Source organism: Paenibacillus sp. FSL L8-0470, from assembly GCF_038008625.1.
In the GTDB taxonomy this organism is placed as follows: Bacteria; Bacillota; Bacilli; order Paenibacillales; family Paenibacillaceae; genus Paenibacillus_AQ.
This window is the reverse complement of record NZ_JBBOZM010000001.1, coordinates 5,564,615-5,586,072: the sequence shown is the minus strand read 5'-3', so window position 1 is coordinate 5,586,072 and position 21,458 is coordinate 5,564,615. Positions and strand designations below refer to the sequence as shown.

Here is a 21,458-nt window from a genome sequence, read left to right as displayed (position 1 = left end):
AACAAAGGAGAAGAAGGCATCATGAACTGGATATACTTCGCGAAGCTGTTCAGGACGAGATTTCAAGCAGGCTGCCTGGCCAAGAGGCTGGAGCAGGACGGTTGGATTTACGGCTATCATGATCCGCGATTTGTGGAAATTTATCGCTCCCGCAAGGGCCGCTACGGGGTACGTTTCCTGCCCTGAATAAATTAACAAAATCATCCTTGACTTTAGTGCCTGCTATATTGTATATTAACTATTGTCGCTGTTTGAATATGATTACTGACGCGGGGTGGAGCAGCCCGGTAGCTCGTCGGGCTCATAACCCGAAGGCCGCAGGTTCAAATCCTGCCCCCGCAACCAATTTATTTTCCTGCAGCCATTGTTTATCATACGGATACTTTAGATCCGGGCCCTTAGCTCAGTTGGTTAGAGCGGTCGGCTCATAACCGATTGGTCACAGGTTCGAGTCCTGTAGGGCCCACTTCACTAAACCCCTTGCCTAGCAAGGGGTTTTTGCTATATGTAGGCTTGTCGGAGCGAATATGCTTGAGTGGGGAAAGGCCATTTTTTTTAAGCTTGCTAACGGATTTGCTAACGGAGACTTTTATTCCACAGGTTCAAGCTGCTTTTCTGCGAATTTATTGAGTTCATTTTCAATTCTGTCAACGGCCTCTTCCTGCATGATTGGGAGAAGATGTGAGTACCTCTCATTGAACATTGCAGGAGTCATTCCCAATCTTTCGGCAGCCACCTTCGGATTGAATCCAATTGCAAGCAGGAACGAAGCATGGGTATGCCGCTGATCGTGAAATCGGATCTTTTTAACCCCGGCTTTACGAACAAGAACATCCATACCTTCAGTGATTCGCTTCGGCTTAATATAACCTCCTCCGGGATAGCAACACACCAGGTCATTATCCTCGTAGGCTTCCCCATGTTCCTTTCTGTACGCTTCAATTTGTGAATAGAGCTCCAGGAGATCATCTATAATATTCTGAAAGAGCTTGACCCGCCGGATCGAATCATTTGTCTTGGGCCGCTGGATCACCAATCCATCCCGCGTCCAGTTCGCTGTTTGAATAACCTTTAACTCTTTCTTCTCGAAGTCAATATCTTTCCACCGCAGCCCCAGAATTTCACCACGCCGCATTCCCGTATATACTGCTAATGAAAAGGCAATGTAATGAACATGATGCTTCGACGATTGCAGAAATTGAGTGAATTCTTAATTGTCTCCAGAACTGTATTTCTTTCTGCTCGTTTGCATTTACCTTGCTACGCATAGATACCTTACTCATGATGTCTTCAGCCAGCAACACCGCTGTGCGAATTCCGAAAAGATATGGAGCCCATTCGATAATTTACTGGCCGAACCATCCCCATTTCCAGATTCGATGGCGTCAAGATTCCATTCGATTGATATTGATCTTCGAGCATTTGCTCCAATGCTGTTTAATAATATTTGGTAAAATACATATATGGCCATCTATTTTAGGAATACACGTTCTGTTTTTTGTTCAAAAGAAAAGCCATTACTGGCTGATCTTTTTTCACCTTATAAAATGCGCTAATTGGTATGGTGGACTATATTAGTTGTGTAAATAATTCATATAAACCGTTTAACTGTTTGGACAAACTGTTCCTTATAAGAAATCAGTTCAGAAATATCTTTAATACCTATCATTGTTTTATCGTCATCGTTAAACTGAATATACTTGTTTGCACCGTTAAAATGTAACCGGCAAATCCATTTCCGAATGCTATTGTCTACAAGTATATTGAAATAGCTTAGATTATCGCGGTAATTAATACGCTCTGGAGCAATAATATCTTTTAAAAGAATCCTTGCAGTTATGTAACCTTCGAGTTCTTCCTCTGTAGTAACAATCTCAGAAAGATTTTCTTTATTATTTTCTATATCTGTCACTATTTCATGAGTAACGGCAACTTCACTATTAAGCTGATCCGAATTTGTATTTGCAAGAGCGGTTTGGAGTTTATCGTTTAAAATATCATTCACAAATTCTTTGAATGAACGTTTTACAATGCCATTAAATTTTTCAATAATCTGCCTTGTTTTCTTTCCAGGATAGACATCAGATAAAATGGCTGAAACAAAGTCATCGGTTGGGTTTTCCCATTGTTCCTTCAAGAATCGCTTAATTTCAATTGTGTACTTTAGTTCAGATGCAGTCGTATTAATACTTTCTACATCAAAGATATCTTTTTTGAATTTAACCAATTCAGCTATTTGATGTTCCCTTATGTCGAAAAGATTAAATTCAAAGAATGGAGTGACATCCATTTTATTTTGCTCTTCAAGATCAGTATAGAATCTATAGATGATCCCATTTGTTAAAATTGCGAATTTGGCTACGGTTGTTCCAAAATATCTGAATAACTGAGAATCATGCTTTGTGAGTATTTCTGTTATTGATTTTGCCTCGATTAAGATCATAGGTTTTTTGTTTTGCATTATTGCATAGTCAACCTTTTCACCTTTTTTAATCCCAACATCAGCAGTGAATTCTGGAAGGAATTCTTCAGGATTAAACACATCGTAGTTTAACGCTTGAAAGAATGGCATAATCACAGAAGTTTTGGTAGCTTCCTCTGTCAAAATACTATCCTTCATTTTTTGAACTCGTTTAGCCAATGCTCTGATCTGATCCGCAAATTCCATATTGATATCCCCTAATGTTCCCCATCGGCTGAGGGAATTGCTCATTTCATGAGTTTTTCTCTGCTTGATCGACTGCACGCTTCTTCATTTCGCGGTACCTCAATAATGCTGCTTCCATCTCTTCGATTTCGTCCTTTGAAAACTTGTCTGGTCCACCATAAAAGGACATATTCGTTTCTCTTTGATTAAGTGGAGCCGGATCATTAGTTCGTCCTAGTAAATAATCTCCACTTGTGTCAAGTGCGTCGGCTAATCTTCTCAGAGATTCAGGATCTGGTTTCCTGTCATTTGTTTCATACCGTGACAGCTGCACAACAGTCAGTCCAGACGATGCAGCTAAATCCTTTTGTATGATGTTCTTCTTTTCTCTGAGGTACTTTATTCGATCACCGAGTGTTCTCATCTTGACTCCTCTCTATAAGCTATAAATAAGTAGATATAATTCATATTAGCATTGCCATATTGGTAAATAAAGGACATTGCCAAAAAGGTATGACATTACCGAAATGGTAATTTGGAGGCAATGAGTGAAACGAGTGGATCTAGGGCCTGTACGCAAACTGTACAACTCGTAAAAATTTAGTAAAATAAGGAATATGAGACGAAGAGACGAAGATACGAGTTAACGGATGAAGAATAAAATATCCTTGAACCCTTGCTGCCCCCGGCCCGAAAAAAACAAGGAGGACGTCCGCCCAGGATCGGTGCCAGATGCTGAATGCCGTGCTATGGGTTGCTCGAACGGGAGCGCCATTGCGAGATTTACCGAGCACCTATGGTCCTTGGTCTTCCGCCTATAGTTTTTTCTGGCGGTTACAAAAAGCGAATATTTGGAATGAAATCTTGAAGCATGTCGCCATCGAACCCGATTGGGAACAAGTGATGATCGATGCCACCATCGTCCGCGTCCATCAGCATTGCAAAAGGGGGCAGGATCGGCAAGCCATCGGGCGTTCGCGCGGAGGATTAACCACTAAAATTCATGCAATGGTGGATGCGTTTTTGGCTATCCATTGCGTTTTGAATTGACGCCAGGACAAGACCACGATTCGGTCACGGGCTATCGCCTTCTTCATGAACTGGACGTTTGCCCGGGAGAAGTATTAGCGGATGCGCCTACGATACCAATGCCATTTTAGAGCTTTTGCAAAGCCGAGCCAATGAGACCTTACCATCTTCAAAAATTAAGGCGGCACCAGCTTTAACCTCGTCTAGCAACTCAGACTTTAGTATGTCCTCAGTCTTTCCGTCAAACTCAATAACAGCATATTCACTCTCGAAGCGATCAAGGATTCCCTTCCTCATTTGGTTGCCCCCTTGGTTTGAAGTAAACGTAATCTTGTTGCCATCACTAATTGCAGTAATTGTGCCTTTTGAGTCTGTCAAAAGGACAGTATCATTGGCATTTTTAATCTGGCTAGTATACTGGATGACCATAATTGTTTTTCCCAACACTTATGATAGTGTATTTCGGTTTCACTGCATCAAGAAACAGAAATGGATAAGGATAGGCTCTAAGAGCTTGTCCTTTTTTGGTTTACGGCTGCCGGACAAATTTCCTCCGTTGCTAGCGAGACTGGATTGTGAGATTATAGGGAAGTATAAATTTGAGATGGAATAGAGGCAGGCGGAAAAATGCTTAAAACGATCTTTAAAAATTATCCTTTGTGGTTCATGATTATTTGGGGTTGTGTAATGATAGGGTTTGTTGTGTTGTTTATAACGGGCATCAATCTGTCGCTAATGATGGCAGGGCTCATGATCCTATATATTGCAAACACAATACGTGCCTGGAATAATGAACGGATTATGGGCGTCATTTCTTTGGTGCTGGTTGTTGTATTTGCAGCAGCAACATACGTAACATTCATGGCGGATAAATAAACCAGACCGGCTGAGTACACAACAACATATTTCCATTTCACCCAAGCAGTGAAGAGCATTTTGCATATTCTATGCTGTACTCACTTTTGAAGGAGGAATGAGAAATGGGTTCATGTGGTTGCGGAGAAAATGTTGGTCCTGTAGGCGGTTTGGGCACATCGACTGCGGCAATTCTGGTATTGTTTATTCTGCTCGTAATTATTACCAAATCATTCTGGCTGTAACTTCTGCTTATCCGGTTTCCTAAAGTACAGACACAAAAAAGCAGCGGCTGCCAAGAGTATTATTCCTGCTCAGGCTTCCGCTGCTTTATTGTTTTACCGGCTTATTCGCCGGATCTCTCATAAGGCAGGTTCAAAGTATCGAAACTGTAGGTTACCTGTTGGGACTTTACTTCCGTAGCCTTATGAAAAGTAAAGGTGCTGTCACACACCACGCAGGCCAGTACTACTGCTTCCGCGGTATCTGCAACTAATTTAAGCTGGAACTTCTTTTTTTTGAACTCCTGATTGAACAGCCGGTCTACATACAGCAGGCCTTCTTCATAATGAATTGTAAAATGCCAGCCCATTGGCGGAAAGCAGTACACCCCCGCGAAGTGTCTAAATTGTTCATAGTCTGCGGCGTCCGCAAGTTCCGGTTTGACTATTATGGAGGTCGCCCCAGTGTACAGAATGCTTCTCAGGCCCTTTACAAGGCGGGCTACAGGGCTGGCATCGTTGTTGCTGAGTACAATTACGGTGAAATCCCCTAATATGTACTGCTGCAGGGTGCAGGTGTATCCATTAATATTCCCGTCCATAAACATTTCTTCTACAGGCTCGCCCTTTACACAACAGCCATATCCCACCGAAGCCTCGAGGTACCACAAATATCCGTAAGGAGAAAGCATACGGTCATAGGCTTCCTTGCTTATTACTGTGCCGCTGCCCAGCGCCTTGACCCATGTGAACAAATCGGCCGCAGTGGAATAGAGAAATCCGCTTCCAAAGGCACCAGTCATATCGTAATACTCTGCACAGACTACGCCTTCACCCGAGCAGGAATATCCGTATGCCTTATTGGTGAGAATCTCCTCATTGCAGCTTATTCCGGTATGCCTAAGTCCGAGCGGAGCAAATAAAAATTTCTCGTAATAAGCGCTGATCTCCATGCCCGACACCATCTCAACGATTCTGGCGAGAAAGACAAAATTCGAGTTGCTTTTCTGCACTTGCTGTCCAGGTTCACCTTGCAACGGTTCGTGATTTAACCACTCCCGAATGCTCTCGGCAGAAAGCCGGTCTCTTGAACTATATTGGCTCAGCTCTGTATAATCCGGTATCCCCGAGGTGGAGGACAGTAAATGATGAATGGTGATGCGGTCTCCGTGTCTATAGCCGGGATAATAAGTTTCCATGGGATCGTTAAGGCGAAGCTTCTGCCGGTCATACAGCTGCATTACAGCTGCTGCCGTGAACAGCTTAGTGATGCTGCCTATATTATAAATAGTGGAGGGTGTATTCGGCAGGGCATACTCATGATTTCCGTATCCATATCCCTTCTCCAATAAAATATGATCTCCCTGGGCAACCAGCACGGTTCCGCTAAAGCGTTCCGCATCCTCCCAGGTTTGCATGTATTGTTCGAGCCTGAACTGAATGTTGGTCATGTCTAGCCTCCTAATTCCTGTATTGCTCTATTGTATAAGACATGACAATAGCTGAATTGTAAAAAACGGACAGGCTTAGTTCAGGCTTTTGATATATTCGCTGGGAAGCAGCCCGCAGATGCTTTGAAATTCATGTATGAAATGAGCCTGATCATAATATCCGGTCTGCAGTGCTGCAGCGGTCAATTTGCTGCCTTCCATCCTGTTCAGCATCCCGAGAACGCTTTGAAAGCGCATGATGCGCGTAAAGGTTTTGGTGCTTACGCCGGTGCGTTCATAGAAGATTCTCCTCAGCTGCCGTTCACTGATGCATTCTCTTCGGGCGAGCTCTTTGACCGTGAGAATCCCCTGAGCCTGCCAGATATGGACAAGGGCGCTCTGAAAAAGATCATCCCCGGTCGGAGAGTCATTTAACCTGGAAAGAAGGCTACGGTCGGTCAGAAGTATGAAGTGTTCCATGGAAGCGGCAGTCTGCAAATGGCCCGTCAACTCTGTCTGGAGTTCTTTCCATATCTCGCTTAGGTCAAGGATTTGGTTCGTGAATAAATCAGCCGGTTCTCTCAAGAAAGCCTGCAGCCCTCCCGGATAGAATCGGATTCCAAAAGTGTGCAAGCGCTCATACGCCAGATCCACATAGAGTGACCGGTCCAACGTGCCAACGATCATGCCATGAAGGGTTGCCCTATCTTTTCCTATCTGGAATACCATATCGATGCAGCCGTCGGGGGCAATCATTTCCTTCCTGCCGGATATTGAAATGGGGCTTAGAGAGTTTTGGGAACTGCGGATGGTAGACAGCCAGTAACAGTATACATATTTATGTAATTTAATACTTGGCCTCCATTCGTTATATTTACCGGGCAAGTTAAGAATGGAGGAGCGGGCTTGAACTGGGACAAAGGGGGAGCTCATCAAATGTCCTCCTAATCTGAAAGATCGTAAAAGATATGTTTGTCAGGGTCTGTTCGCCAGCCCCCAAAGTGTTCCAAAGACAAAAATATAGAGCACAATACCCGCTACAACAAGCGCAGATAACCATCTGAGGATACGCGGTTTGGAGGCATTTTTCCCCAAGAAGCTGGTAAAAAAGCAACCTGTGAAGCCTGTCATTAGAAGGTACAGAAGATCCTTATTGTATTCTTCAGCAAAATCGAAGGTATAAAGGATCAGAGCAATCACCGAGATAGTGAACAATATACGGGACAGGAATTTCATAGTTCCTCCTCTAGTAATTGTATATTTTTAACTTTATATTATAGCAAATATAATCTCCACTTTAAAAATGGGATAAAGGAGGAAGTCCGATGTTTTATGACCAGGCACCTTATAAAGTCAAATTGGAATGGGGGCAAAGAGGAGCGCGGGCCGCGTCTGAACGTGGGGACATTGTGATCATAGTTGATGTGCTCAGCTTCTCTTCTACGGTAGTGACAGCGGTTCAGCACAAGGCCAATGTCTTTCCGTATCCCCCGCCAATCAATGAGAATGCCAAAGCCTATGCCAGAGCCAACAGTGCGGAAATCGTCTGGGGAAGAGCGGAGGCGATAAGAGAAGGAGGGCATTCCCTGTCACCATTGTCGTTTAGTTCTGCGGATTTTGGCCGTGACTTTGTATTATGTTCATTAAATGGTGCTGCGTGTACATGGATTGCTTCACAGGTGCCGGCGCTGCTCATCGGATGTTTCCTTAATGCGTCTGCCGTGGCTGAGGTTGCTAACCGGTTAATGCAGCAATTGCAGGCAAATATCACTGTGGTTCCCTGCGGCGAAAGGTGGTCCGATGTTAGGGATGGTGAAAATAATTTGCGTCCAGGCATTGAAGATTATTTAGGTGCAGGTCTGATTCTTTCCCAATTAACCGGCAGCAAATCTCCTGAGGCTGAGGTCTGTATTGGAGCTTTGAAGTACTCCAGCAAAACCATCAGGGAGCTTATATGGGATTGTGCAAGTGCCCGTGAACTTCGTGAGCGCGGGTATGAAGACGATGTGACCTATTGCTGCCAGGTGAATATTAGCAGTGCTGTGCCTATTCTTCAAGACACCAGCTTTATAAATGCTAAGGATCTTAATTAATAGACCAGATTTCCCCGTTGGATGAAGTCCAGGTTCTATCGCCGATAGTAATACTCCATAAGTAGCTTGCGGATTTCTGATCCAAAGAAGCCATCCATGATAAATCGTTCCATTGCCCCTCAGTTCTATCCATGATGGCTGTCCAATGACGTCCATTGTCTTGTGTTGCATAGAAGAGAAGAGAGGTATTGGTCTGGCCTTCCTCGTTCAGCAGCACGATTCCATAATTTGTAGAGGTGAAAAATATAGGAGAGGCAGGATTAAACTGAACAGCAGCGTATTTAGGAGGCACTTCAAGCAGCTCTTTGGCCCAGTGAATTCCTCCATCGGTTGTCTTATATAGTCCAATATCGCCTTGGCGTGGAGAATGGACCGTAATCCAGCCGGTGTCCTTCGTCTTAAACTTGAGGTCTCCAATGGGGCCGCTTGGCAAAGTGCCGCTCAAGGAATCGCTCAGCTTATGCCAGGATATGCCTCTGTCATTGCTCATATAGATACGGTTATCTGCCTGATACATTCCTGAACCTGCTGAAGTTGCCTTCCAGCTGTACCCAGCTTCCAAAGAATATTGGAATGTACGGATGTTATTATCTTCATCTATGTTACCGGCTTGCGGACTGTATGCGAACATAAGCTGGATTACGGACATAAGAACCCAGAGTGTTTTCATGGAAATCCCCTCCTCCTCCCATAGTATAGGAATAAATTGGGAGATAGGTTACAGAGAGATGAAAGAAAGGTTAATTTCCTTTTATGAAACTTTATGGATCTGGAAGCGTTTTATTGAGTATATACAAAAAAGGAGATGGAGAATATGTCTGAGCAAAAGAAAATTCAGGAGCTTGAGCACCGGATAGCTACGCTGGAGAATCAAGGCGGACATCCACCCGGCAACGACCCGAAAAAAATATTGCGCAGGGTGATATGGGGGATTCTGATCGTGTTTTTCCTGCTGACGGCAATAGGCGTAATGCAGTTTGTGAGCTCAGGCTAGCCAGATTGTTCATTCGTTCTTCTCATGAACGAGCAGTGTAGTGCAGACAAGCGTTATCATTAGTAAACACATCCCCCCCCCCTTATTAATAGATATGGACCCTGCCAGACGCCGGCGGGGTCACTTTTTTTGTCCATGGGTTCTCCTAATCTTCTTCCTTCGGTTCTTGCAGCAGAATGGAGAAGGTCTGGGTTTCATGATCGACCTCAATGGTCTCAATGCCAACAAAATCCGGGATATCAGGATGCACGGCATCCACGCTGTAATCCGGATGGGTCATTAATAACTGGATGACTTGAATGGCGTCCATCTCGCTCCCCCTTACGGGTAAATTCACACTATACATAAGGTCTCTGCATTTCATTATGCATAGCTATTATCCCCGCAGCGTTTACCGAATATGTCGGTGGATTAAATTTCTGTCTTCGTTCCTTTCCATCACGGCCATCAATTGCCCCTGGAACACTCGTCTCTGAATCTGGTCAATCCGCTGCATGGCCAGCTCAGCAGGAACCTGAAAGGTTGAAGCGATATATTGGACGGCATCTTCACGGAGTTCAGGCAACATTCTGGCAGAAATCATGGAGTAGGGCATCGCCGCATAAAGGATAAAACGCTCGGATTCATCCTCCTGTGCCTGTGTGAACTGTTCGGGCATCAGCGTGTGGTTACCGGCATGGCGAAGCAAATGGCAGAGCTCATGGAGGAACTCGAGACGCTGCAGCCCGGGAGGAAGGCGGCTGTCAATAAACATGCTGTACATGCCTGCAGAGGCTTCAATGCTCTTGCTTCTTACATCCAGATAATGAATCCAGATATTCAGCCGCTCCGATATGTACTCAATCGAGATTTGCGACGGCTGTTGCACGTTCAACCGCTGATATAAATCTTCAGTCCATTTCTCCAGGGCGGTCATTTGATAGTAGGATTGCATGGGAATCACCTCGATATAGGATCGTATGTTCGTATTATTGACCAAAAGAAAAGCCCGAAAGGGCTCAAGGATAACCGGAACTCATGTTCTTATATATGTAATCATAAATCAATCAAACTACAATATCAAGTGTTTTTCCCAAATTGGGGTGTGGGCTCTGCTGGAGCATTTGGACCAGATTCTGGCTTTGGATCTCAGTCGTTTTTGTGGCAATATTCATGACTTGCAGCCCTGAAGCCTGGTATAGGGACGTCTGACTCATCGCCATTGATAATGCAGCAATGTCCATGTTCCACCTCCTAAAAGTTTTGTGAGCAATGCTTCCTGAAAGTTCTTCGTACAAAACTCACATCGAAAGCATACGCTAAGTTTTTTGAAGCTTCACAGCTTTGAATTTACTTACTGTATATCGACAATGACAGGCCGATACTTTAGGTGAATGACATTTCTTTGCCGTTTGGCCTATACGGTACATCAGCCTTTGTCATATTCTGTGCTATATTCAATATTCACGAGGAGGAATTTAAATAATGGGTATAGATTATGGTTGCGGTAATAACGTTGGTGGAGTAAACCAAGGTCCACCGGTAGTTATGCCGGTAGTAAGTCCATGGACATCGACAAACTCCATTCTGGTTCTCTTCATTCTTCTGGTAATTATTACAAAAGCCTGTATATTCTAATTTAGACTCAATCGAATGTTGCCCCGTCAGGCATATGCCAGATGGGGCTATTTCTTTTTTTTACGGGCTGTGGGTCCAATCTGACGTTTGATTCTTCCCGTGGTTTCGTCGACTTCAATGATATAGAGTTCTTTTACCGTGCCTGCAAGTGCAAACCATTCCTTGAAGGCTTCTTCCTCAGACATGGGCCCGTAAAGCCTTTTTCCCCGATAACAAATATAGAACACCTTGGCTCTCCGCGCGTGGAATATTATCCCACTTTATATTACGCCTAATTCACGGAAGATTGCATAAAGAACATTTGTTCGCATATAATACATACAAATATTCCTGGGCTTTCTTAAGGAGGCGGTTTACATGAGTGCAAAAGAATTGGAGAAGCTGATCGGGCAGGTAATTGAGATCATATATGAGGACAAGTCGGGGAACATCACCCAGCGCAGAGTTGAGGTTCATGGGATTAAAGCCGGGCTGCTTCGGGCCACTTGTCTGACCACGGGCGGTCCAAGGGTATTCCGGACAGCAAACATCCTTGCCTGGCGCCAGGCAAAGGCCCGTTATGCTGGATGATACAGCGCGCAAGCTGCTGAGGATCATGTACCATTTCAGCAACCACTTCCGGAGGATGCCAACACTGCCTGAGCTTGCAAGGCTCAGCGGGCGGACACCGGCGGGAATCTATTCCGGATTTCGCGAGCTGGTGCTGGAGGGTCATATCCAATGGCAGCCGCCACAGCCTATAGAATCGGCGGTTATTTTGGTGGCCTGGGAAACTCCCGGGCCTGGAGCGCATACTTCAATCAGCGGCCACTGGAAGGATGACTGAGGCAATCTGCGTAGCGCTACGTACACAAGAAACGGATACCCTCCGGGAGGACGGTATCCGTTTTTTTGTTATTTGAACATGAATTCTACCTTAGTTCCGTCAGCAAAATCCTCCAGCTGATTGCCTACCCAGCTTCCTGCCCCGCGGTTATCGCTTGGCGTTATGTATTCAATGTCGGCTCCGGCACCGCCTTCGTCACACATGGCCATCGGCCATTCATCACGGTCGTAGCCTTTTTTGGTCGGAACCCCTTTTAAGGATTCCTTGCGGTTTGCTTCGGCTTCCCCCCGGTTGATGGTGCAGATCGCCGATTCCCCGCTGCTGATTGCCTCCTGGATATGTCCGGCTGTCTCCGGGTAACGATCCGCCGGGAATTCGAGCTGGACTACCTCGGAGTCTTCCGAAGAAGGCGTCGTGACGTTCTGGCCATTATCTTCAAACCAGTAAGCCGCCAGGACCAACAGTGCAATGATGATAAGACTGGAGATGAATTTCTTCTTTTTCACATCTGCTCCTCCTAAAAGTTTTGTGAGCATAGCTTCATGGATTATGTTTCGTACAAAACTGGCATCGGAAGCATAGGCTTAAGTTTTGTGAGCATAGCTTCATGATTCAGGTTCGTACAAAACTGGCATCGGAAGCATAGCTTAATTAGTATAGCGTAAATTCAGTGTCCTTTAGTATACTAAGTTAGGAAAATAAAGGGGGGACAGGGAGATGGGAAAAGAGATTTCAATTGAAGACCAAACGCTTATCGCCTCTGCGGTGGAGATTATCAAGAAACGGTATGAGTGGGAGCGGCATCATGTCGGTGCGGCCCTGCGCACCAAGACAGGAGAGATCTTCACGGCGGTTCACCTCGAGGCCAGCCTCTCCCGGGTTACTGTGTGCGCGGAAGCGATGGTGATCGGCAAGGCAATTTCCGAGGGGTACAAGGAGTTCGATACCATCGTTGCGGTGAGGCACCCGGACCCGGACAGCGAGGACAGAGAGATCAAGGTTGTCTCACCTTGCGGCATGTGCCGGGAGCTGATCGCTGACTATGGCAAGGATTGCAAGGTCATTCTAATCGAGGATGACAATCTGACCAAGGTCGATGTAATTGATTTGTTGCCTTTGCGGTATGCAAGGTAAGAGGCAGCCGTTCCGGTATTATACATACGTCTAGAGTCAATGAGATTAGCAGGCCATGCAATGGGAGGATTAGCCCAGGCCGGAGATACAAACCAAAGAGCCTTCGGGCTCTTTTTTGCTAGCAGATGCAGCATGCGGCTATATGGTGAAATGAGAAGTAAAAGTGCATTTGAATTCGCCGCATGCGGGTTATATGGTGCAATGAGAGGTAAATATGCAATTGAATCCGCTGTACATGGTAAATTTGTTGAAATAAGAGGTAAAAGTGCATTTGACTGCACCACGTGTATGGCTACATGAAAGGCAGTACACCAATCTGACTGCTGCCGCGTCAATTGGCGGAACTCCTAATAAAGTATCATACTTTATTTCGTCCTGATCTTTCCGCATAAATGGCTCCGTCCCTGGAAAAGGAGTGCGGAGCCGTTTCTTTGTGGAACCGATAATTTTGGCCGTTTGTTGTCTATCCGCCGCCACTTTGTCCCAAACCTTGTCATAACATGGTATAAAACCAAGGGAAGGTGAACAAGGATGGAACAGCGTATACTCCGGGATATGCTCGATTCGGCTTCAAGGCTGGTGAATGATGCCCAGTGGCAGGCAGCATTCAGCAGTCTGCTTAGAACTCCGGCGGACACCAAACTGGTGCTTCCGGCCTTGAAGGTGCTGAATACGTTATATTCGCTGCAAGGCAAGGCAATCCTCAGCGGGCAGCATGATTATCTGGAGAGTCCGGATGAATTCAGCAACAAGCTGAAGAATACCTGCGGACAATATGCCGCACTCCACGGCTATGAGCTGGGTGCGATCAACAATCAGACAGAGAAAGTTATAGAGAGCCAGCGTCAGGCGGTGGTGGACAGTGCGGTGCGCTGGCATAAGGCGGGCGGAATTGTGACGATGAGCTACCATGCCCATTTACCGGGTACCGCTCCGGCCTGGTCCAATGTCTCTATGAGCCTTAGCGAAGTTGATTTTGCCAAATACCTCACTCCCGGCACCGCTCAATACAATGCGTTAATGAAGGATCTGGACAAGACGGCCCTTTCTTTAAAAAAACTGAGGGATGCCGGTGTGCCCGTGTTGTGGAGACCGTACCATGAGATGAACGGCGGATGGTTCTGGTGGGGGCAAAAACGCCGCTTTACCGAGCTTTGGAACCTTATGTTCGAGCGGTACACGGTTTACCATAAGCTGCATAATCTGCTCTGGGTGTGGAGTCCGAATGCCAAAAATCAGTGGTGTGACGAGCCTGCGGGTTATTATCCCGGTGCGGGAAAAGTGGATGTGCTGGCACTGGATATTTATGAGGGGGATTTCAAAAAGAGTCACTACGATACGCTGTGGGATCTGGGGCGGGGCAAGCTGATAGCCATTGGGGAGAACGGACAGATGCCGTCCCCGGCCCTGCTGGCAGGTTCGCAGAATAAATGGTCGTACCAGATGACCTGGGGCAAATTGCTGTACGAGAATAACAGTGATGCGGTCATTAAGGCTTTTATGAAGGACAGCTTTGTAATCACGCGGTCAGAGTATACCGTCAAGGCTGCGGTACCAGTTTCGGTGCCTCCGGCAAATTCATTGCCAGGACTTAGGGGAGAGTATTACAATAATGCGTCACTTAGCGGTACTCCGGCGCTGGTCCGCACCGATCCCAATATTAATTTCATCTGGAAGCAGGGTGCTCCCGATCCGGCGGTTCCGGCCAATTTATTCTCAGTGCGCTGGAGCGGCAGGCTAAAGGCGGATTACAGCGAGGGTTATACGATTTACACTTCCTCGGACGACGGCATCCGGGTGTGGATTGACGGCGTGCTGGTGATTGACAGCTGGATGAAGCAGAGCGGGCAGGAGCGCAAGGGCAGCATCGGCCTGATTGCCGGCAAGCTGTATGAGCTGAAGGTGGAGTATTATGAGAACCAGGGCGATGCGAAGGCGGTGTTGATGTGGGAAAGCTCCAGCCAGCCTAAAGATGTTATTCCGGCCGGAGCGTTGTATCTTCCGTAACGGGCTGCTGTGAAAACTTAGATTTGCTCGCGGTAGCTGATGTTGTTGGCAATTTTCTCGTTGCGGACAGCGCCTCGCAGTACATCCTTCACAGACTGCACCTTGCGGATTTTCCGGAACAAAAGCTGTGGTGATGAAGGGTCATCGGAGAATACAGTAAGCGTTCCGATTCCAAGCAGACGTTCCGGAAATGGACTGGGCTACTGAGAAATCATTTACCCGCAGCAGTTCAACTTCTTCGAGATCCTTGCCGATAAGTCCGGTCTTGACCATAATCCGCTGACTGGTGATCGTGTAAGTAGTTGTGTTAAGGCGTATAAGGCCTTTGAAGCGGTCGGAAATGCCGGCGGGTTTGCCCTCCCACAGCTTGACTTTCGGACCTGAGCCGGACATTCTTTAGCTGACGTTTGGTGCGGTGCCGCTGGAACCGTTCCATCGACAGGTGCTCCGCATTTTCCGCAAAATTTGGCGCCATGCTTGTTTTCCGCGCCGCAGGCTGTGCAATAAGCCATAAGGGATCTTCCTCTCTTATTCCGGATGAAATGATTATAGTATACCATTAGATTTCCGGTCACGGCCGGAGATCTTTTACCCATGAATACGCTTAATTTTAGGAAAATGATTCATTCGGGCGCATTTTACAATATTTTCATTTGCACTTTGCAAAAGTCGCTATTATTCTGTTAAGTGGAGGGATTCAAAAATGAGAAAAGCTTTACTGACAGGATTACTTATGGTGGTGGTTATCCTCAGCGCCTGCAGCAATAATAGTTCAGCCCCTGCATCAGAAGAAGAAGCGCAGGAGACCGTACAAAACTTCTACGATAAGATGTCACAATTCGATGAAAAGGGCAAGTCTTCCCTGGATAATTTCAACACTACTTTAACCTCTTATTCGACAGGAAAAGCTTCGGACAAGGAGCTGGAGAAAGCGGTCGATCAATTCCAGGATACGACATCGGAAATTGCCGATGAGGTGGGGGATGTGAAAATTTCCAAAAGCCTGCCTAAAGAGGTCCAAACGCTGCTGAATGAATCAATAATCGCTTTTAAAAGTGCGTACTCCATTAAAGAGCAAGCCTCGAAAAGCGCCGTTTCTCCCGACGTTACGGCCGATGAGTTCAATGCAATGAACCAGCAGGCGGATGTGGCGATGCTGTATGGCATTTCCAAGCTGAACGAAGCAAGGGCTGCTGTAGGGCTGATCGAGGACGAGATCGGTACAGAAGCTGCGGGGACTGCGGATGCGGAGTCTGGTACAGCAGAGGGCAGTACGGACGTAAAGCTGGCTCCGACGACAGAGGATAGCACAAATTCCGGGACATCCACCGTTACCGGCGGCAAATAAGGAATACCCACAATTAAAGTTGAGGTCCATCCTTACACAGAATGGTAAAAGGCGCTTCACAGCTGCAGGCTGAGTGCGCCTTTTTGTTCGTTATTTGGAACGGAGCAACCGGTTTTTCCATTTACCGAAGCGGGATTGACTAAACGAAATTCCCTTGTGGTTTATGTAGGCAAGCATTAACGTTACGAGCATGAGGCCAAGGGACATTCCAACCGATATTCCTTTGGTCCAATCTGACAGTGTATTGCTGTTAGCAACAGGAATCATCACTAGTAATAAAGAAGAGATGATAAGAAGCCAAGAAGCATCCTTTTTCAAATGAAGTTCTCCTTTCCATTCATAATATATAATATTATACACCTATTTTCTGGAAAACAGGCAATTCCCTCTGTCATTTATTTCTGGTTGATTAAAAAGCGGGACTCCGGATATAATACAAACATACGTTCGTGTTATACGGAACATAAGTTTAGTATTAACTATCGGGAAGGGGAATGGCAATGACACTCGGCAAGAAGCTGAAAGGCAATGGCCTATGGGAGAGCAGCCGGATGATGCTGCCGGAGCATAAGAGCCGGATTATAAGAGATGAACGGGAAACGTTGCGCACGATTAAGCCGATTCTGGATGAACAGAAGCTGGAAGAGATCGAGTGTACGCTGGCTCTGTCGCTGCGGGCGCATGTCCGTGTGACGGTTGTGCTGTTTGATCCTTTTGAGCGCAAGCTGCTGAGCGGCTTTGTGACCTCCATTCACACCCACTCGCGCGAATTCAAGCTGCAGTGGGCGGAGGAATGGAAATGGGTCAACGTGGACGATATTTTGGAGGTATACATCGTTTGATGCTCCGTTGCCGGAAAGCATGCGGATTATATTTTTTTGTACAAAAGTAATTCCCACAATGAGCGAAAGTATACCGGCGTACTGAGCGTGTACGAATAAATTGAATAAGGTCCCGGAGAAAAATAAGGCAAGCAGCAGCATGTACATGATTATTTTACTGAAATAGTATTTGTTCTTATAGGCTACAGTGGCGTAAATATTGGCCTCTTGCTTGTGAAATCCGCTGCTTGACAGAATAAACAGAGGTATTAGGGAGGCCAGCCGTAATCCTATCGCATGCAAGCTGGAAATACTGGGCAGCAAGCAGAGGGAGCACCAGCAGCATTAGCTTTTCAGATCCCCTGAAGGCAATCCTCAGCTCGTAAGGGATGATGCTGATGAATTGGGCCTTAAAAGGTGCTGGAGCCGGGGCCGTATAGGCTGGATTCACCGGTACTAGAGATTTCGCCAGTTTCCGGGCTGAGCTGCGTTTGGCTTTTGCCGGTTTGACCCGGGGACGGGAGGTTCCGAAGATCCTTTCATAGCTTGTTAAGGCAACGAGCAGATGCATAAATATAAACGCAACCAGCACAATAACGAGCCTGCTGATTACAAATTTGAACTCCCAAGTCATGGTGTACATCTGAAAAGTATTGTTATAATCGCCGATCGTCTCAAAAAGGAAACGGAAGGATCATTTGGACGGGTCAGCGCAAAGTACTGCCTGAACTGGCTGAATACATTCTTAACGATAAACTGCAGACCAGTAACATCGAAGTACGGGTTGATCTCTGTTTTGTTCGCACCGGTGAAGACTATAGAGAGATAGGCGTAGGACAGGATAAACAACAGCAGATTGCCGAGATTTCTGCGCAGCGGGGGGAGTAGCTCCATGCAAACCGTCACGCTGGATAATACATAGATAAAGGGTAAAATCAGCAGTACAAAAGGCATTAAATAGGAAAGAGGCTCAATCGCATAGCTTTCCCCCCTGCTGAGCTGCATGATCAGAGCCATGACTTCAACAACCAGAGCAACCAGCGCAAGGTAGAGGAAATTTGCCAAACGTTTGGATTCCGCATATTGATGCACATTTAGGGGAGAGGTAGTATAGTACATCTCCAGTTGCAGTGTAACATCTCTTCCGATGGAGTTTCGGATCAGGAAGATGCCCCCGAATAGCAGCAGACAGTTAAAAAACAACACCACCAGCAGACCCATCCATACGGAGTTATAGGTTCCTCTGTAGTGCCCGTCAAGGAGACTGTTTTTAATAACGGTGGTTAGGCTGCCGGTAGTATCACTTGCCGGAAAGTAATAATAAGTACAACACGCAAACACGACGATTGTCCACAGGAAGCTTGCTCTTCGTATGCGTTCTTTCACCAGGACCAGAGATACAGACAGGAGATTTAAGGCTGAGGCGGTTCTTGTCATGCTGGTGATTCCCCTTTGATCTCATCCTGGTGGATGAGATAGAGGTAGACATCCTCAAGGGTGGGATAGACCGGCTCGGCCCAGGCGCTTGGCGGTGTTGACGAAAGGACACGGACCTCAATTCCGTCGCTTGATCTATTGCTGCTGCTGCATATGTATTTGTCTTGAAGGGTAGCAAGCCCGCTGTAATCCACGTTCATCTTCCATATCAGGCCTTCTACAGGTTCTGTTAATTGGTTCACGGCTCCAGCCGCCAGAATTCTGCCTTGCTTCATAATAATAATGCTTCCAGCCAGTGCTTCAATATCGGACACAATATGGGTGGAGTAGATCACGGTTGCTTCTTGCGCGGCCTTGGTAATGAGATTCTTCAAATTTACCCGTTCGTCGGGATCGAGTCCCACCGAGGGTTCATCCAGCAGCAGGAACTTGGGATTGTTAAGCAAAGCCTGGGCAATGCCGATCCGCTGCCTCATCCCGCCGGAGTAGCTGGCGATATGCTGGTCACCGACCTCATTTAAGTTAAGCGCACTTAACAGTTCTTGTATTCTGCCCGCTGCATGCCTCTTGGATAATCCTTTTAGAGCGGCAACATACATCAGAAACTCTCGGCCTGACAAGGCCGGGAACAGTCCAAAGGTTTGCGGTAAATAGCCGATCTTGCTTTTATACTCGTTTTGGATTGTGTTGATATCCACACCGTTGCAGTAGACAGTTCCGCTTGTCGGCTTTTTGGCCATGGTCAGAATATTCATCAAGGTGGACTTGCCCGCTCCGTTTGGTCCCAGCAAACCGTAAACCCCTTCGTGAAGCTCCAAATGAACCGGATACAGTGCATGGCTGTTATTCCGGTACACTTGTTCTACATTATGAATAGTGATGTTCACATCTGCCCCCCAAGCCCAGTTTAGGTAAGCAAAATACAAAAGGCACTCCTCTTGGAAGTGCCCTGTAAGGTCATGGCAATAATCTTCCTGTGAAGAGTTTCACAAATGAATTTTACCATTTGAATCTATTATTTTCCACATCTGATATGAACTGCTTATCCCGGTATATCATTTCAATTTACGCCGGTTGCCTCCGTCTTCTCATAAGCGATCAGGGTAACAGCTTTGTTGCCTGTGATTTGGGCAATTGCTGCTTCTGCCTGGCGGATCACCTCCACGGCATCTTCCTGATCGGCAAGTGCAGCCACCTTGTAGCTATCGCTGTGAATCTCCATTGTGTTATCCCACCCTTCATTGTTATTTTAGCCTTTTCCTGCAGAAATCATCCACCGGGGAGCTTGATCAAGACAGGTATACAAGCAATGAAGCATGAGAAGGCATTTACTATACCAGGGGGTGATTATATGCTGACATTGGATCAGGTTAAGAGTAAATCTGCCGGATCGCTGGGCAAGCTTCATCCCGTGCTGCAAGCTGCTGCGGGTGAGCTGATCCAGCAGAGCTATGCCAAGGGTGTTCCCATCATCATTACTCAGGGGATGCGCACAATTGCAGAGCAGAATGCGCTTTATGCGCAGGGCAGAACCAAGAAGGGACCAATTGTTACGAATGCCCGGGGAGGCAGCAGTTATCATAATTACGGATTGGCCATTGATTTTGCGCTGCTGCTGCCGGATGGCAACAACGTGTCCTGGGATATGAACCGGGACGGAGACAGCGATAAGGCCGCAGATTGGCAGGAAGTGGCTGCGTTAGCTAAACAGCTGGGGTTTGAATGGGGCGGCGATTGGACTTCCTTTAAAGACTATCCTCATCTGCAGATGACCTTCGGACTTACAACCGCTCAGCTACAGGCCGGAAAACGTCCGACTGAACAACAGGTGCAAGAGGCTTTGGCTAAGATCAACGGAAACGAACCGGCAGAGGAACAAGGGATCTCCATCATGCTGAACGGGCGTAAGCTCACAACCGGACTTGTAGAAAACGGGACAACGTATGCGCCTGTGCGGGCGGTTGCCGAAGCGCTTGGCGCCAAGGTAACTTATGATGCCGCAAGCAAGACCGTCAACCTCGTTAAGGAATAACTTGTATGAATAGATGCCGCACCTTGTGGGGAAATTATCAGCGACAAACCATGAAGGGGGCATAACAACTTGAAGAAGCTGATCACAAGCCTTGCATGCGGTACAGTATTATCGATGAGTTTGCTTGGAGCCGGTAACGCAGCCAATGCTGCGGGTACGGGCGGAATGGGCACGGCAGTTCCTGATACGGGAATGAATGGAATGAGGACTGAGAACAGAACAGGCAACACCATGGGCGACATGGGGACCAGAACCGGAGGCCCAATGCTTAACCAGCAAGATAATAACCTGTTAAACCGGACTACAGGAACGACAAACAACAACGATTCGATCATGAACGATAAGATCCGTACAGGAACAAATGGCACTATGACACAATATCCAGATGCCTCGCGCGGCACTAAATACCGGGCCACCGGCACCACTACAGCAGCCACAAACAATGACGACAACGGCTCGAACTGGGGTTGGTTAGGACTCGTAGGACTACTTGGGCTGGCCGGTATGCGCAGCAGAAGCGGTGAACGCGAGCGCCGCTAGTGCCCGCCCGCTTGATCTTGATCCGTCCCGGCTCCGGCCGGGATGTTTTTTTGCAAAAAAAATGTTTGGGATTTTGATTGCGTGTTTGCTGGATACGTGATATTATATTTCTTGTCGCGTTACAACGCACATTTCATGCCGGGGTGGCGGAACAGGCAGACGCACAGGACTTAAAATCCTGCGGTACGTGAGTACCGTACGGGTTCGACCCCCGTCCTCGGCATCCTTGATTTATAAGGGTTTTTCCGGAAAACCTTGGTTTTTAAAACAACTTGGGAGAGAACTTTTTAACGAGTTCTCTCCTGCAGTTCTCTCCTTTTTCCGAAGGAGAGAACGAGGAGAAGATCGCATGACTCTCATGAAATATTGAGGGCTGTGCGATCTTTTTTATTAAAAGACCAAAACACCGCTCATTGTTGATACTGAA

The 21,458-nt window shown here is 46.7% G+C and carries 34 protein-coding genes, 3 tRNA genes and 2 pseudogenes; 19 read left to right on the top strand and 20 right to left on the bottom strand.

What is annotated here, in order from left to right; genetic code table 11:
- The first annotated feature begins 21 nt into the window (after positions 1-21).
- The 3 genes from NST99_RS25570 to NST99_RS25560 all read left to right on the top strand — a co-directional run bounded on the left by NST99_RS25570 (position 22) and on the right by NST99_RS25560 (position 466).
- Positions 22-186 carry a hypothetical protein gene (locus tag NST99_RS25570; protein WP_019909365.1) on the top strand — a complete coding sequence of 55 codons (165 nt, stop codon included), beginning with the start codon at positions 22-24 and terminating at the stop codon, positions 184-186.
- An 82-nt stretch (positions 187-268) separates the two neighbouring features.
- Positions 269-345, top strand: a tRNA-Met gene (locus NST99_RS25565).
- Between the two features lie 47 nt (positions 346-392).
- Positions 393-466 (top strand) — tRNA-Ile (locus tag NST99_RS25560).
- A 123-nt stretch (positions 467-589) separates the two neighbouring features.
- On the opposite strand, the gene NST99_RS25555 is transcribed toward NST99_RS25560, so the two are convergent.
- The 3 genes from NST99_RS25555 to NST99_RS25545 all read right to left on the bottom strand — a co-directional run bounded on the left by NST99_RS25555 (position 590) and on the right by NST99_RS25545 (position 3,071).
- Positions 590-1,135 carry a site-specific integrase gene (locus tag NST99_RS25555; RefSeq protein ID WP_341095396.1) on the bottom strand — a complete coding sequence of 182 codons (546 nt, stop codon included), beginning with the start codon at positions 1,133-1,135 and terminating at the stop codon, positions 590-592.
- A 456-nt stretch (positions 1,136-1,591) separates the two neighbouring features.
- Positions 1,592-2,668: a type I restriction endonuclease gene (locus NST99_RS25550; protein WP_341095394.1), complete on the bottom strand. Its 1,077-nt coding sequence runs from the start codon at positions 2,666-2,668 to the stop codon at positions 1,592-1,594.
- 46 nt (positions 2,669-2,714) lie between these two features.
- Positions 2,715-3,071: a helix-turn-helix domain-containing protein gene (locus tag NST99_RS25545; protein ID WP_341095393.1), complete on the bottom strand. Its 357-nt coding sequence runs from the start codon at positions 3,069-3,071 to the stop codon at positions 2,715-2,717.
- Between the two features lie 275 nt (positions 3,072-3,346).
- Here NST99_RS25545 and NST99_RS25540 point away from each other — a divergent pair.
- Positions 3,347-3,697, top strand: a pseudogene (locus NST99_RS25540) (IS5 family transposase); the annotation flags it as partial.
- 87 nt (positions 3,698-3,784) lie between these two features.
- Here the strand turns inward: NST99_RS25540 and NST99_RS33805 are convergent.
- Positions 3,785-4,105, bottom strand: a complete 321-nt coding sequence (locus NST99_RS33805) for a DUF3006 domain-containing protein (RefSeq protein ID WP_445744990.1) — start codon at positions 4,103-4,105, stop codon at positions 3,785-3,787.
- Positions 4,106-4,363: 258 nt separating this feature from the next.
- Between NST99_RS33805 and NST99_RS25525 the strand changes: the two genes are divergently transcribed.
- Together NST99_RS25525 and NST99_RS25520 are read left to right on the top strand one after the other, a co-directional pair.
- Positions 4,364-4,552: a hypothetical protein gene (locus NST99_RS25525; RefSeq protein ID WP_341095391.1), complete on the top strand. Its 189-nt coding sequence runs from the start codon at positions 4,364-4,366 to the stop codon at positions 4,550-4,552.
- 104 nt (positions 4,553-4,656) lie between these two features.
- Complete coding sequence (locus NST99_RS25520) at positions 4,657-4,776, top strand: YjcZ family sporulation protein (RefSeq protein ID WP_341095390.1); 120 nt, start codon at positions 4,657-4,659, stop codon at positions 4,774-4,776.
- A gap of 101 nt (positions 4,777-4,877) precedes the next feature.
- On the opposite strand, the gene NST99_RS25515 is transcribed toward NST99_RS25520, so the two are convergent.
- The 3 genes from NST99_RS25515 to NST99_RS25505 form a co-directional block, all read right to left on the bottom strand.
- Positions 4,878-6,203, bottom strand: coding sequence for a serine hydrolase domain-containing protein (locus tag NST99_RS25515; RefSeq protein WP_341095389.1), 1,326 nt, complete (start codon positions 6,201-6,203; stop codon positions 4,878-4,880).
- A 75-nt stretch (positions 6,204-6,278) separates the two neighbouring features.
- Positions 6,279-7,115 (bottom strand): helix-turn-helix domain-containing protein, encoded by an 837-nt coding sequence (locus tag NST99_RS25510; RefSeq protein WP_341095388.1) that lies wholly within the window; start codon positions 7,113-7,115, stop codon positions 6,279-6,281.
- 42 nt (positions 7,116-7,157) lie between these two features.
- The gene (locus NST99_RS25505; protein ID WP_341095386.1) at positions 7,158-7,418 is read right to left on the bottom strand and encodes a hypothetical protein; all 261 of its coding nucleotides are present in this window, start codon (positions 7,416-7,418) and stop codon (positions 7,158-7,160) included.
- 89 nt (positions 7,419-7,507) lie between these two features.
- Between NST99_RS25505 and NST99_RS25500 the strand changes: the two genes are divergently transcribed.
- Entirely contained in the window at positions 7,508-8,275 is a 768-nt protein-coding gene (locus tag NST99_RS25500; RefSeq protein ID WP_341095384.1) for a 2-phosphosulfolactate phosphatase, read from the top strand.
- Here the strand turns inward: NST99_RS25500 and NST99_RS25495 are convergent.
- Positions 8,268-8,945 (bottom strand): WD40/YVTN/BNR-like repeat-containing protein, encoded by a 678-nt coding sequence (locus NST99_RS25495; RefSeq protein ID WP_341095382.1) that lies wholly within the window; start codon positions 8,943-8,945, stop codon positions 8,268-8,270. The genes NST99_RS25500 and NST99_RS25495 overlap by 8 nt on opposite strands.
- Positions 8,946-9,089: 144 nt before the next feature.
- On the opposite strand from NST99_RS25495, the gene NST99_RS25490 reads away from it, so the two are divergent.
- A complete protein-coding gene (locus NST99_RS25490; protein WP_341095380.1) occupies positions 9,090-9,269 on the top strand; it encodes a hypothetical protein in 180 nt (59 codons plus the stop codon).
- A 145-nt stretch (positions 9,270-9,414) separates the two neighbouring features.
- On the opposite strand, the gene NST99_RS25485 is transcribed toward NST99_RS25490, so the two are convergent.
- The 3 genes from NST99_RS25485 to NST99_RS25475 form a co-directional block, all read right to left on the bottom strand.
- Positions 9,415-9,579, bottom strand: a complete 165-nt coding sequence (locus NST99_RS25485) for a hypothetical protein (RefSeq protein WP_156130946.1) — start codon at positions 9,577-9,579, stop codon at positions 9,415-9,417.
- A gap of 81 nt (positions 9,580-9,660) precedes the next feature.
- Positions 9,661-10,203, bottom strand: a complete 543-nt coding sequence (locus tag NST99_RS25480) for an ImmA/IrrE family metallo-endopeptidase (RefSeq protein ID WP_341095378.1) — start codon at positions 10,201-10,203, stop codon at positions 9,661-9,663.
- A 112-nt stretch (positions 10,204-10,315) separates the two neighbouring features.
- Positions 10,316-10,492: a YjfB family protein gene (locus NST99_RS25475; protein WP_341095377.1), complete on the bottom strand. Its 177-nt coding sequence runs from the start codon at positions 10,490-10,492 to the stop codon at positions 10,316-10,318.
- Positions 10,493-10,733: 241 nt separating this feature from the next.
- Here NST99_RS25475 and NST99_RS33800 point away from each other — a divergent pair, with 241 nt between their 5' ends.
- A complete protein-coding gene (locus tag NST99_RS33800; protein ID WP_445744989.1) occupies positions 10,734-10,886 on the top strand; it encodes a YjcZ family sporulation protein in 153 nt (50 codons plus the stop codon).
- A 47-nt stretch (positions 10,887-10,933) separates the two neighbouring features.
- Here the strand turns inward: NST99_RS33800 and NST99_RS25470 are convergent, their stop codons facing one another.
- Positions 10,934-11,071, bottom strand: coding sequence for a hypothetical protein (locus tag NST99_RS25470; protein ID WP_156130945.1), 138 nt, complete (start codon positions 11,069-11,071; stop codon positions 10,934-10,936).
- A 172-nt stretch (positions 11,072-11,243) separates the two neighbouring features.
- Between NST99_RS25470 and NST99_RS25465 the strand changes: the two genes are divergently transcribed.
- Positions 11,244-11,456, top strand: coding sequence for a hypothetical protein (locus NST99_RS25465; RefSeq protein ID WP_341095375.1), 213 nt, complete (start codon positions 11,244-11,246; stop codon positions 11,454-11,456).
- Complete coding sequence (locus tag NST99_RS25460; protein WP_341095374.1) at positions 11,446-11,712, top strand: hypothetical protein; 267 nt, start codon at positions 11,446-11,448, stop codon at positions 11,710-11,712. Before NST99_RS25465 ends, NST99_RS25460 begins: the two co-directional genes overlap by 11 nt.
- Positions 11,713-11,780: 68 nt before the next feature.
- On the opposite strand, the gene NST99_RS25455 is transcribed toward NST99_RS25460, so the two are convergent.
- Positions 11,781-12,218, bottom strand: coding sequence for a NucA/NucB deoxyribonuclease domain-containing protein (locus NST99_RS25455; RefSeq protein WP_341095372.1), 438 nt, complete (start codon positions 12,216-12,218; stop codon positions 11,781-11,783).
- A 211-nt stretch (positions 12,219-12,429) separates the two neighbouring features.
- Between NST99_RS25455 and NST99_RS25450 the strand changes: the two genes are divergently transcribed.
- The 3 genes from NST99_RS25450 (at position 12,430) to NST99_RS25440 (ending at position 14,853) form a co-directional block, all read left to right on the top strand.
- Positions 12,430-12,846 (top strand): cytidine deaminase, encoded by a 417-nt coding sequence (locus NST99_RS25450; protein WP_341095370.1) that lies wholly within the window; start codon positions 12,430-12,432, stop codon positions 12,844-12,846.
- A 39-nt stretch (positions 12,847-12,885) separates the two neighbouring features.
- Entirely contained in the window at positions 12,886-13,146 is a 261-nt protein-coding gene (locus NST99_RS25445) for a hypothetical protein (RefSeq protein ID WP_341095368.1), read from the top strand.
- Positions 13,147-13,377: 231 nt separating this feature from the next.
- Positions 13,378-14,853 carry a glycosyl hydrolase gene (locus tag NST99_RS25440; protein ID WP_341095367.1) on the top strand — a complete coding sequence of 492 codons (1,476 nt, stop codon included), beginning with the start codon at positions 13,378-13,380 and terminating at the stop codon, positions 14,851-14,853.
- Between the two features lie 141 nt (positions 14,854-14,994).
- On the opposite strand, the gene NST99_RS25435 is transcribed toward NST99_RS25440, so the two are convergent.
- Positions 14,995-15,246, bottom strand: coding sequence for a PH domain-containing protein (locus tag NST99_RS25435; protein WP_341095366.1), 252 nt, complete (start codon positions 15,244-15,246; stop codon positions 14,995-14,997).
- Positions 15,247-15,296: 50 nt separating this feature from the next.
- Positions 15,297-15,365 (bottom strand): annotated as a pseudogene (locus NST99_RS33795) (zinc-ribbon domain-containing protein); the annotation flags it as partial.
- 191 nt (positions 15,366-15,556) lie between these two features.
- Between NST99_RS33795 and NST99_RS25430 the strand changes: the two are divergent.
- Positions 15,557-16,201, top strand: coding sequence for a hypothetical protein (locus NST99_RS25430; RefSeq protein ID WP_341095364.1), 645 nt, complete (start codon positions 15,557-15,559; stop codon positions 16,199-16,201).
- A 90-nt stretch (positions 16,202-16,291) separates the two neighbouring features.
- Here the strand turns inward: NST99_RS25430 and NST99_RS25425 are convergent, their stop codons facing one another.
- Positions 16,292-16,519: a hypothetical protein gene (locus tag NST99_RS25425; RefSeq protein WP_341095362.1), complete on the bottom strand. Its 228-nt coding sequence runs from the start codon at positions 16,517-16,519 to the stop codon at positions 16,292-16,294.
- A gap of 182 nt (positions 16,520-16,701) precedes the next feature.
- Between NST99_RS25425 and NST99_RS25420 the strand changes: the two genes are divergently transcribed.
- Positions 16,702-17,043 (top strand): YolD-like family protein, encoded by a 342-nt coding sequence (locus tag NST99_RS25420; RefSeq protein ID WP_038595306.1) that lies wholly within the window; start codon positions 16,702-16,704, stop codon positions 17,041-17,043.
- A 175-nt stretch (positions 17,044-17,218) separates the two neighbouring features.
- Here NST99_RS25420 and NST99_RS25415 read toward each other — a convergent pair whose 3' ends face one another.
- The 4 genes from NST99_RS25415 to NST99_RS25400 form a co-directional block, all read right to left on the bottom strand.
- A complete protein-coding gene (locus NST99_RS25415) occupies positions 17,219-17,656 on the bottom strand; it encodes a hypothetical protein (protein ID WP_341095361.1) in 438 nt (145 codons plus the stop codon).
- Positions 17,653-18,459, bottom strand: coding sequence for a hypothetical protein (locus tag NST99_RS25410; protein WP_341095359.1), 807 nt, complete (start codon positions 18,457-18,459; stop codon positions 17,653-17,655). The genes NST99_RS25415 and NST99_RS25410 overlap by 4 nt, the downstream gene beginning before the upstream one ends.
- Positions 18,456-19,346, bottom strand: a complete 891-nt coding sequence (locus tag NST99_RS25405) for an ATP-binding cassette domain-containing protein (protein WP_341095357.1) — start codon at positions 19,344-19,346, stop codon at positions 18,456-18,458. Before NST99_RS25405 ends, NST99_RS25410 begins: the two co-directional genes overlap by 4 nt.
- 173 nt (positions 19,347-19,519) lie before the next feature.
- Positions 19,520-19,681 (bottom strand): hypothetical protein, encoded by a 162-nt coding sequence (locus NST99_RS25400; protein ID WP_197073616.1) that lies wholly within the window; start codon positions 19,679-19,681, stop codon positions 19,520-19,522.
- Positions 19,682-19,810: 129 nt separating this feature from the next.
- Here NST99_RS25400 and NST99_RS25395 point away from each other — a divergent pair, with 129 nt between their 5' ends.
- The 3 genes from NST99_RS25395 (at position 19,811) to NST99_RS25385 (ending at position 21,254) form a co-directional block, all read left to right on the top strand.
- Complete coding sequence (locus tag NST99_RS25395) at positions 19,811-20,491, top strand: M15 family metallopeptidase (RefSeq protein WP_341095354.1); 681 nt, start codon at positions 19,811-19,813, stop codon at positions 20,489-20,491.
- Between the two features lie 69 nt (positions 20,492-20,560).
- Positions 20,561-21,031, top strand: coding sequence for a WGxxGxxG family protein (locus tag NST99_RS25390; protein ID WP_341095352.1), 471 nt, complete (start codon positions 20,561-20,563; stop codon positions 21,029-21,031).
- Between the two features lie 137 nt (positions 21,032-21,168).
- A tRNA-Leu gene (locus tag NST99_RS25385) sits at positions 21,169-21,254 on the top strand.
- Positions 21,255-21,458 lie beyond the last annotated feature (204 nt).

Coding starts and splice junctions, on each gene's coding strand:
- NST99_RS25570 (WP_019909365.1), top strand. CDS start 22: ATGAACTGGATATACTTCGCGAAGCTGTTCAGGACGAGATTTCAAGCA.
- NST99_RS25555 (WP_341095396.1), bottom strand. CDS start 1,135: ATGCGGCGTGGTGAAATTCTGGGGCTGCGGTGGAAAGATATTGACTTC.
- NST99_RS25550 (WP_341095394.1), bottom strand. CDS start 2,668: ATGGAATTTGCGGATCAGATCAGAGCATTGGCTAAACGAGTTCAAAAA.
- NST99_RS25545 (WP_341095393.1), bottom strand. CDS start 3,071: ATGAGAACACTCGGTGATCGAATAAAGTACCTCAGAGAAAAGAAGAAC.
- NST99_RS33805 (WP_445744990.1), bottom strand. CDS start 4,105: ATGGTCATCCAGTATACTAGCCAGATTAAAAATGCCAATGATACTGTC.
- NST99_RS25525 (WP_341095391.1), top strand. CDS start 4,364: ATGATAGGGTTTGTTGTGTTGTTTATAACGGGCATCAATCTGTCGCTA.
- NST99_RS25520 (WP_341095390.1), top strand. CDS start 4,657: ATGGGTTCATGTGGTTGCGGAGAAAATGTTGGTCCTGTAGGCGGTTTG.
- NST99_RS25515 (WP_341095389.1), bottom strand. CDS start 6,203: ATGACCAACATTCAGTTCAGGCTCGAACAATACATGCAAACCTGGGAG.
- NST99_RS25510 (WP_341095388.1), bottom strand. CDS start 7,115: ATGAGCTCCCCCTTTGTCCCAGTTCAAGCCCGCTCCTCCATTCTTAAC.
- NST99_RS25505 (WP_341095386.1), bottom strand. CDS start 7,418: ATGAAATTCCTGTCCCGTATATTGTTCACTATCTCGGTGATTGCTCTG.
- NST99_RS25500 (WP_341095384.1), top strand. CDS start 7,508: ATGTTTTATGACCAGGCACCTTATAAAGTCAAATTGGAATGGGGGCAA.
- NST99_RS25495 (WP_341095382.1), bottom strand. CDS start 8,945: ATGAAAACACTCTGGGTTCTTATGTCCGTAATCCAGCTTATGTTCGCA.
- NST99_RS25490 (WP_341095380.1), top strand. CDS start 9,090: ATGTCTGAGCAAAAGAAAATTCAGGAGCTTGAGCACCGGATAGCTACG.
- NST99_RS25485 (WP_156130946.1), bottom strand. CDS start 9,579: ATGGACGCCATTCAAGTCATCCAGTTATTAATGACCCATCCGGATTAC.
- NST99_RS25480 (WP_341095378.1), bottom strand. CDS start 10,203: ATGCAATCCTACTATCAAATGACCGCCCTGGAGAAATGGACTGAAGAT.
- NST99_RS25475 (WP_341095377.1), bottom strand. CDS start 10,492: ATGGACATTGCTGCATTATCAATGGCGATGAGTCAGACGTCCCTATAC.
- NST99_RS33800 (WP_445744989.1), top strand. CDS start 10,734: ATGGGTATAGATTATGGTTGCGGTAATAACGTTGGTGGAGTAAACCAA.
- NST99_RS25470 (WP_156130945.1), bottom strand. CDS start 11,071: ATGTCTGAGGAAGAAGCCTTCAAGGAATGGTTTGCACTTGCAGGCACG.
- NST99_RS25465 (WP_341095375.1), top strand. CDS start 11,244: ATGAGTGCAAAAGAATTGGAGAAGCTGATCGGGCAGGTAATTGAGATC.
- NST99_RS25460 (WP_341095374.1), top strand. CDS start 11,446: ATGCTGGATGATACAGCGCGCAAGCTGCTGAGGATCATGTACCATTTC.
- NST99_RS25450 (WP_341095370.1), top strand. CDS start 12,430: ATGGGAAAAGAGATTTCAATTGAAGACCAAACGCTTATCGCCTCTGCG.
- NST99_RS25445 (WP_341095368.1), top strand. CDS start 12,886: ATGAGATTAGCAGGCCATGCAATGGGAGGATTAGCCCAGGCCGGAGAT.
- NST99_RS25440 (WP_341095367.1), top strand. CDS start 13,378: ATGGAACAGCGTATACTCCGGGATATGCTCGATTCGGCTTCAAGGCTG.
- NST99_RS25435 (WP_341095366.1), bottom strand. CDS start 15,246: ATGTCCGGCTCAGGTCCGAAAGTCAAGCTGTGGGAGGGCAAACCCGCC.
- NST99_RS25430 (WP_341095364.1), top strand. CDS start 15,557: ATGAGAAAAGCTTTACTGACAGGATTACTTATGGTGGTGGTTATCCTC.
- NST99_RS25420 (WP_038595306.1), top strand. CDS start 16,702: ATGACACTCGGCAAGAAGCTGAAAGGCAATGGCCTATGGGAGAGCAGC.
- NST99_RS25415 (WP_341095361.1), bottom strand. CDS start 17,656: ATGACTTGGGAGTTCAAATTTGTAATCAGCAGGCTCGTTATTGTGCTG.
- NST99_RS25410 (WP_341095359.1), bottom strand. CDS start 18,459: ATGACAAGAACCGCCTCAGCCTTAAATCTCCTGTCTGTATCTCTGGTC.
- NST99_RS25400 (WP_197073616.1), bottom strand. CDS start 19,681: ATGGAGATTCACAGCGATAGCTACAAGGTGGCTGCACTTGCCGATCAG.
- NST99_RS25395 (WP_341095354.1), top strand. CDS start 19,811: ATGCTGACATTGGATCAGGTTAAGAGTAAATCTGCCGGATCGCTGGGC.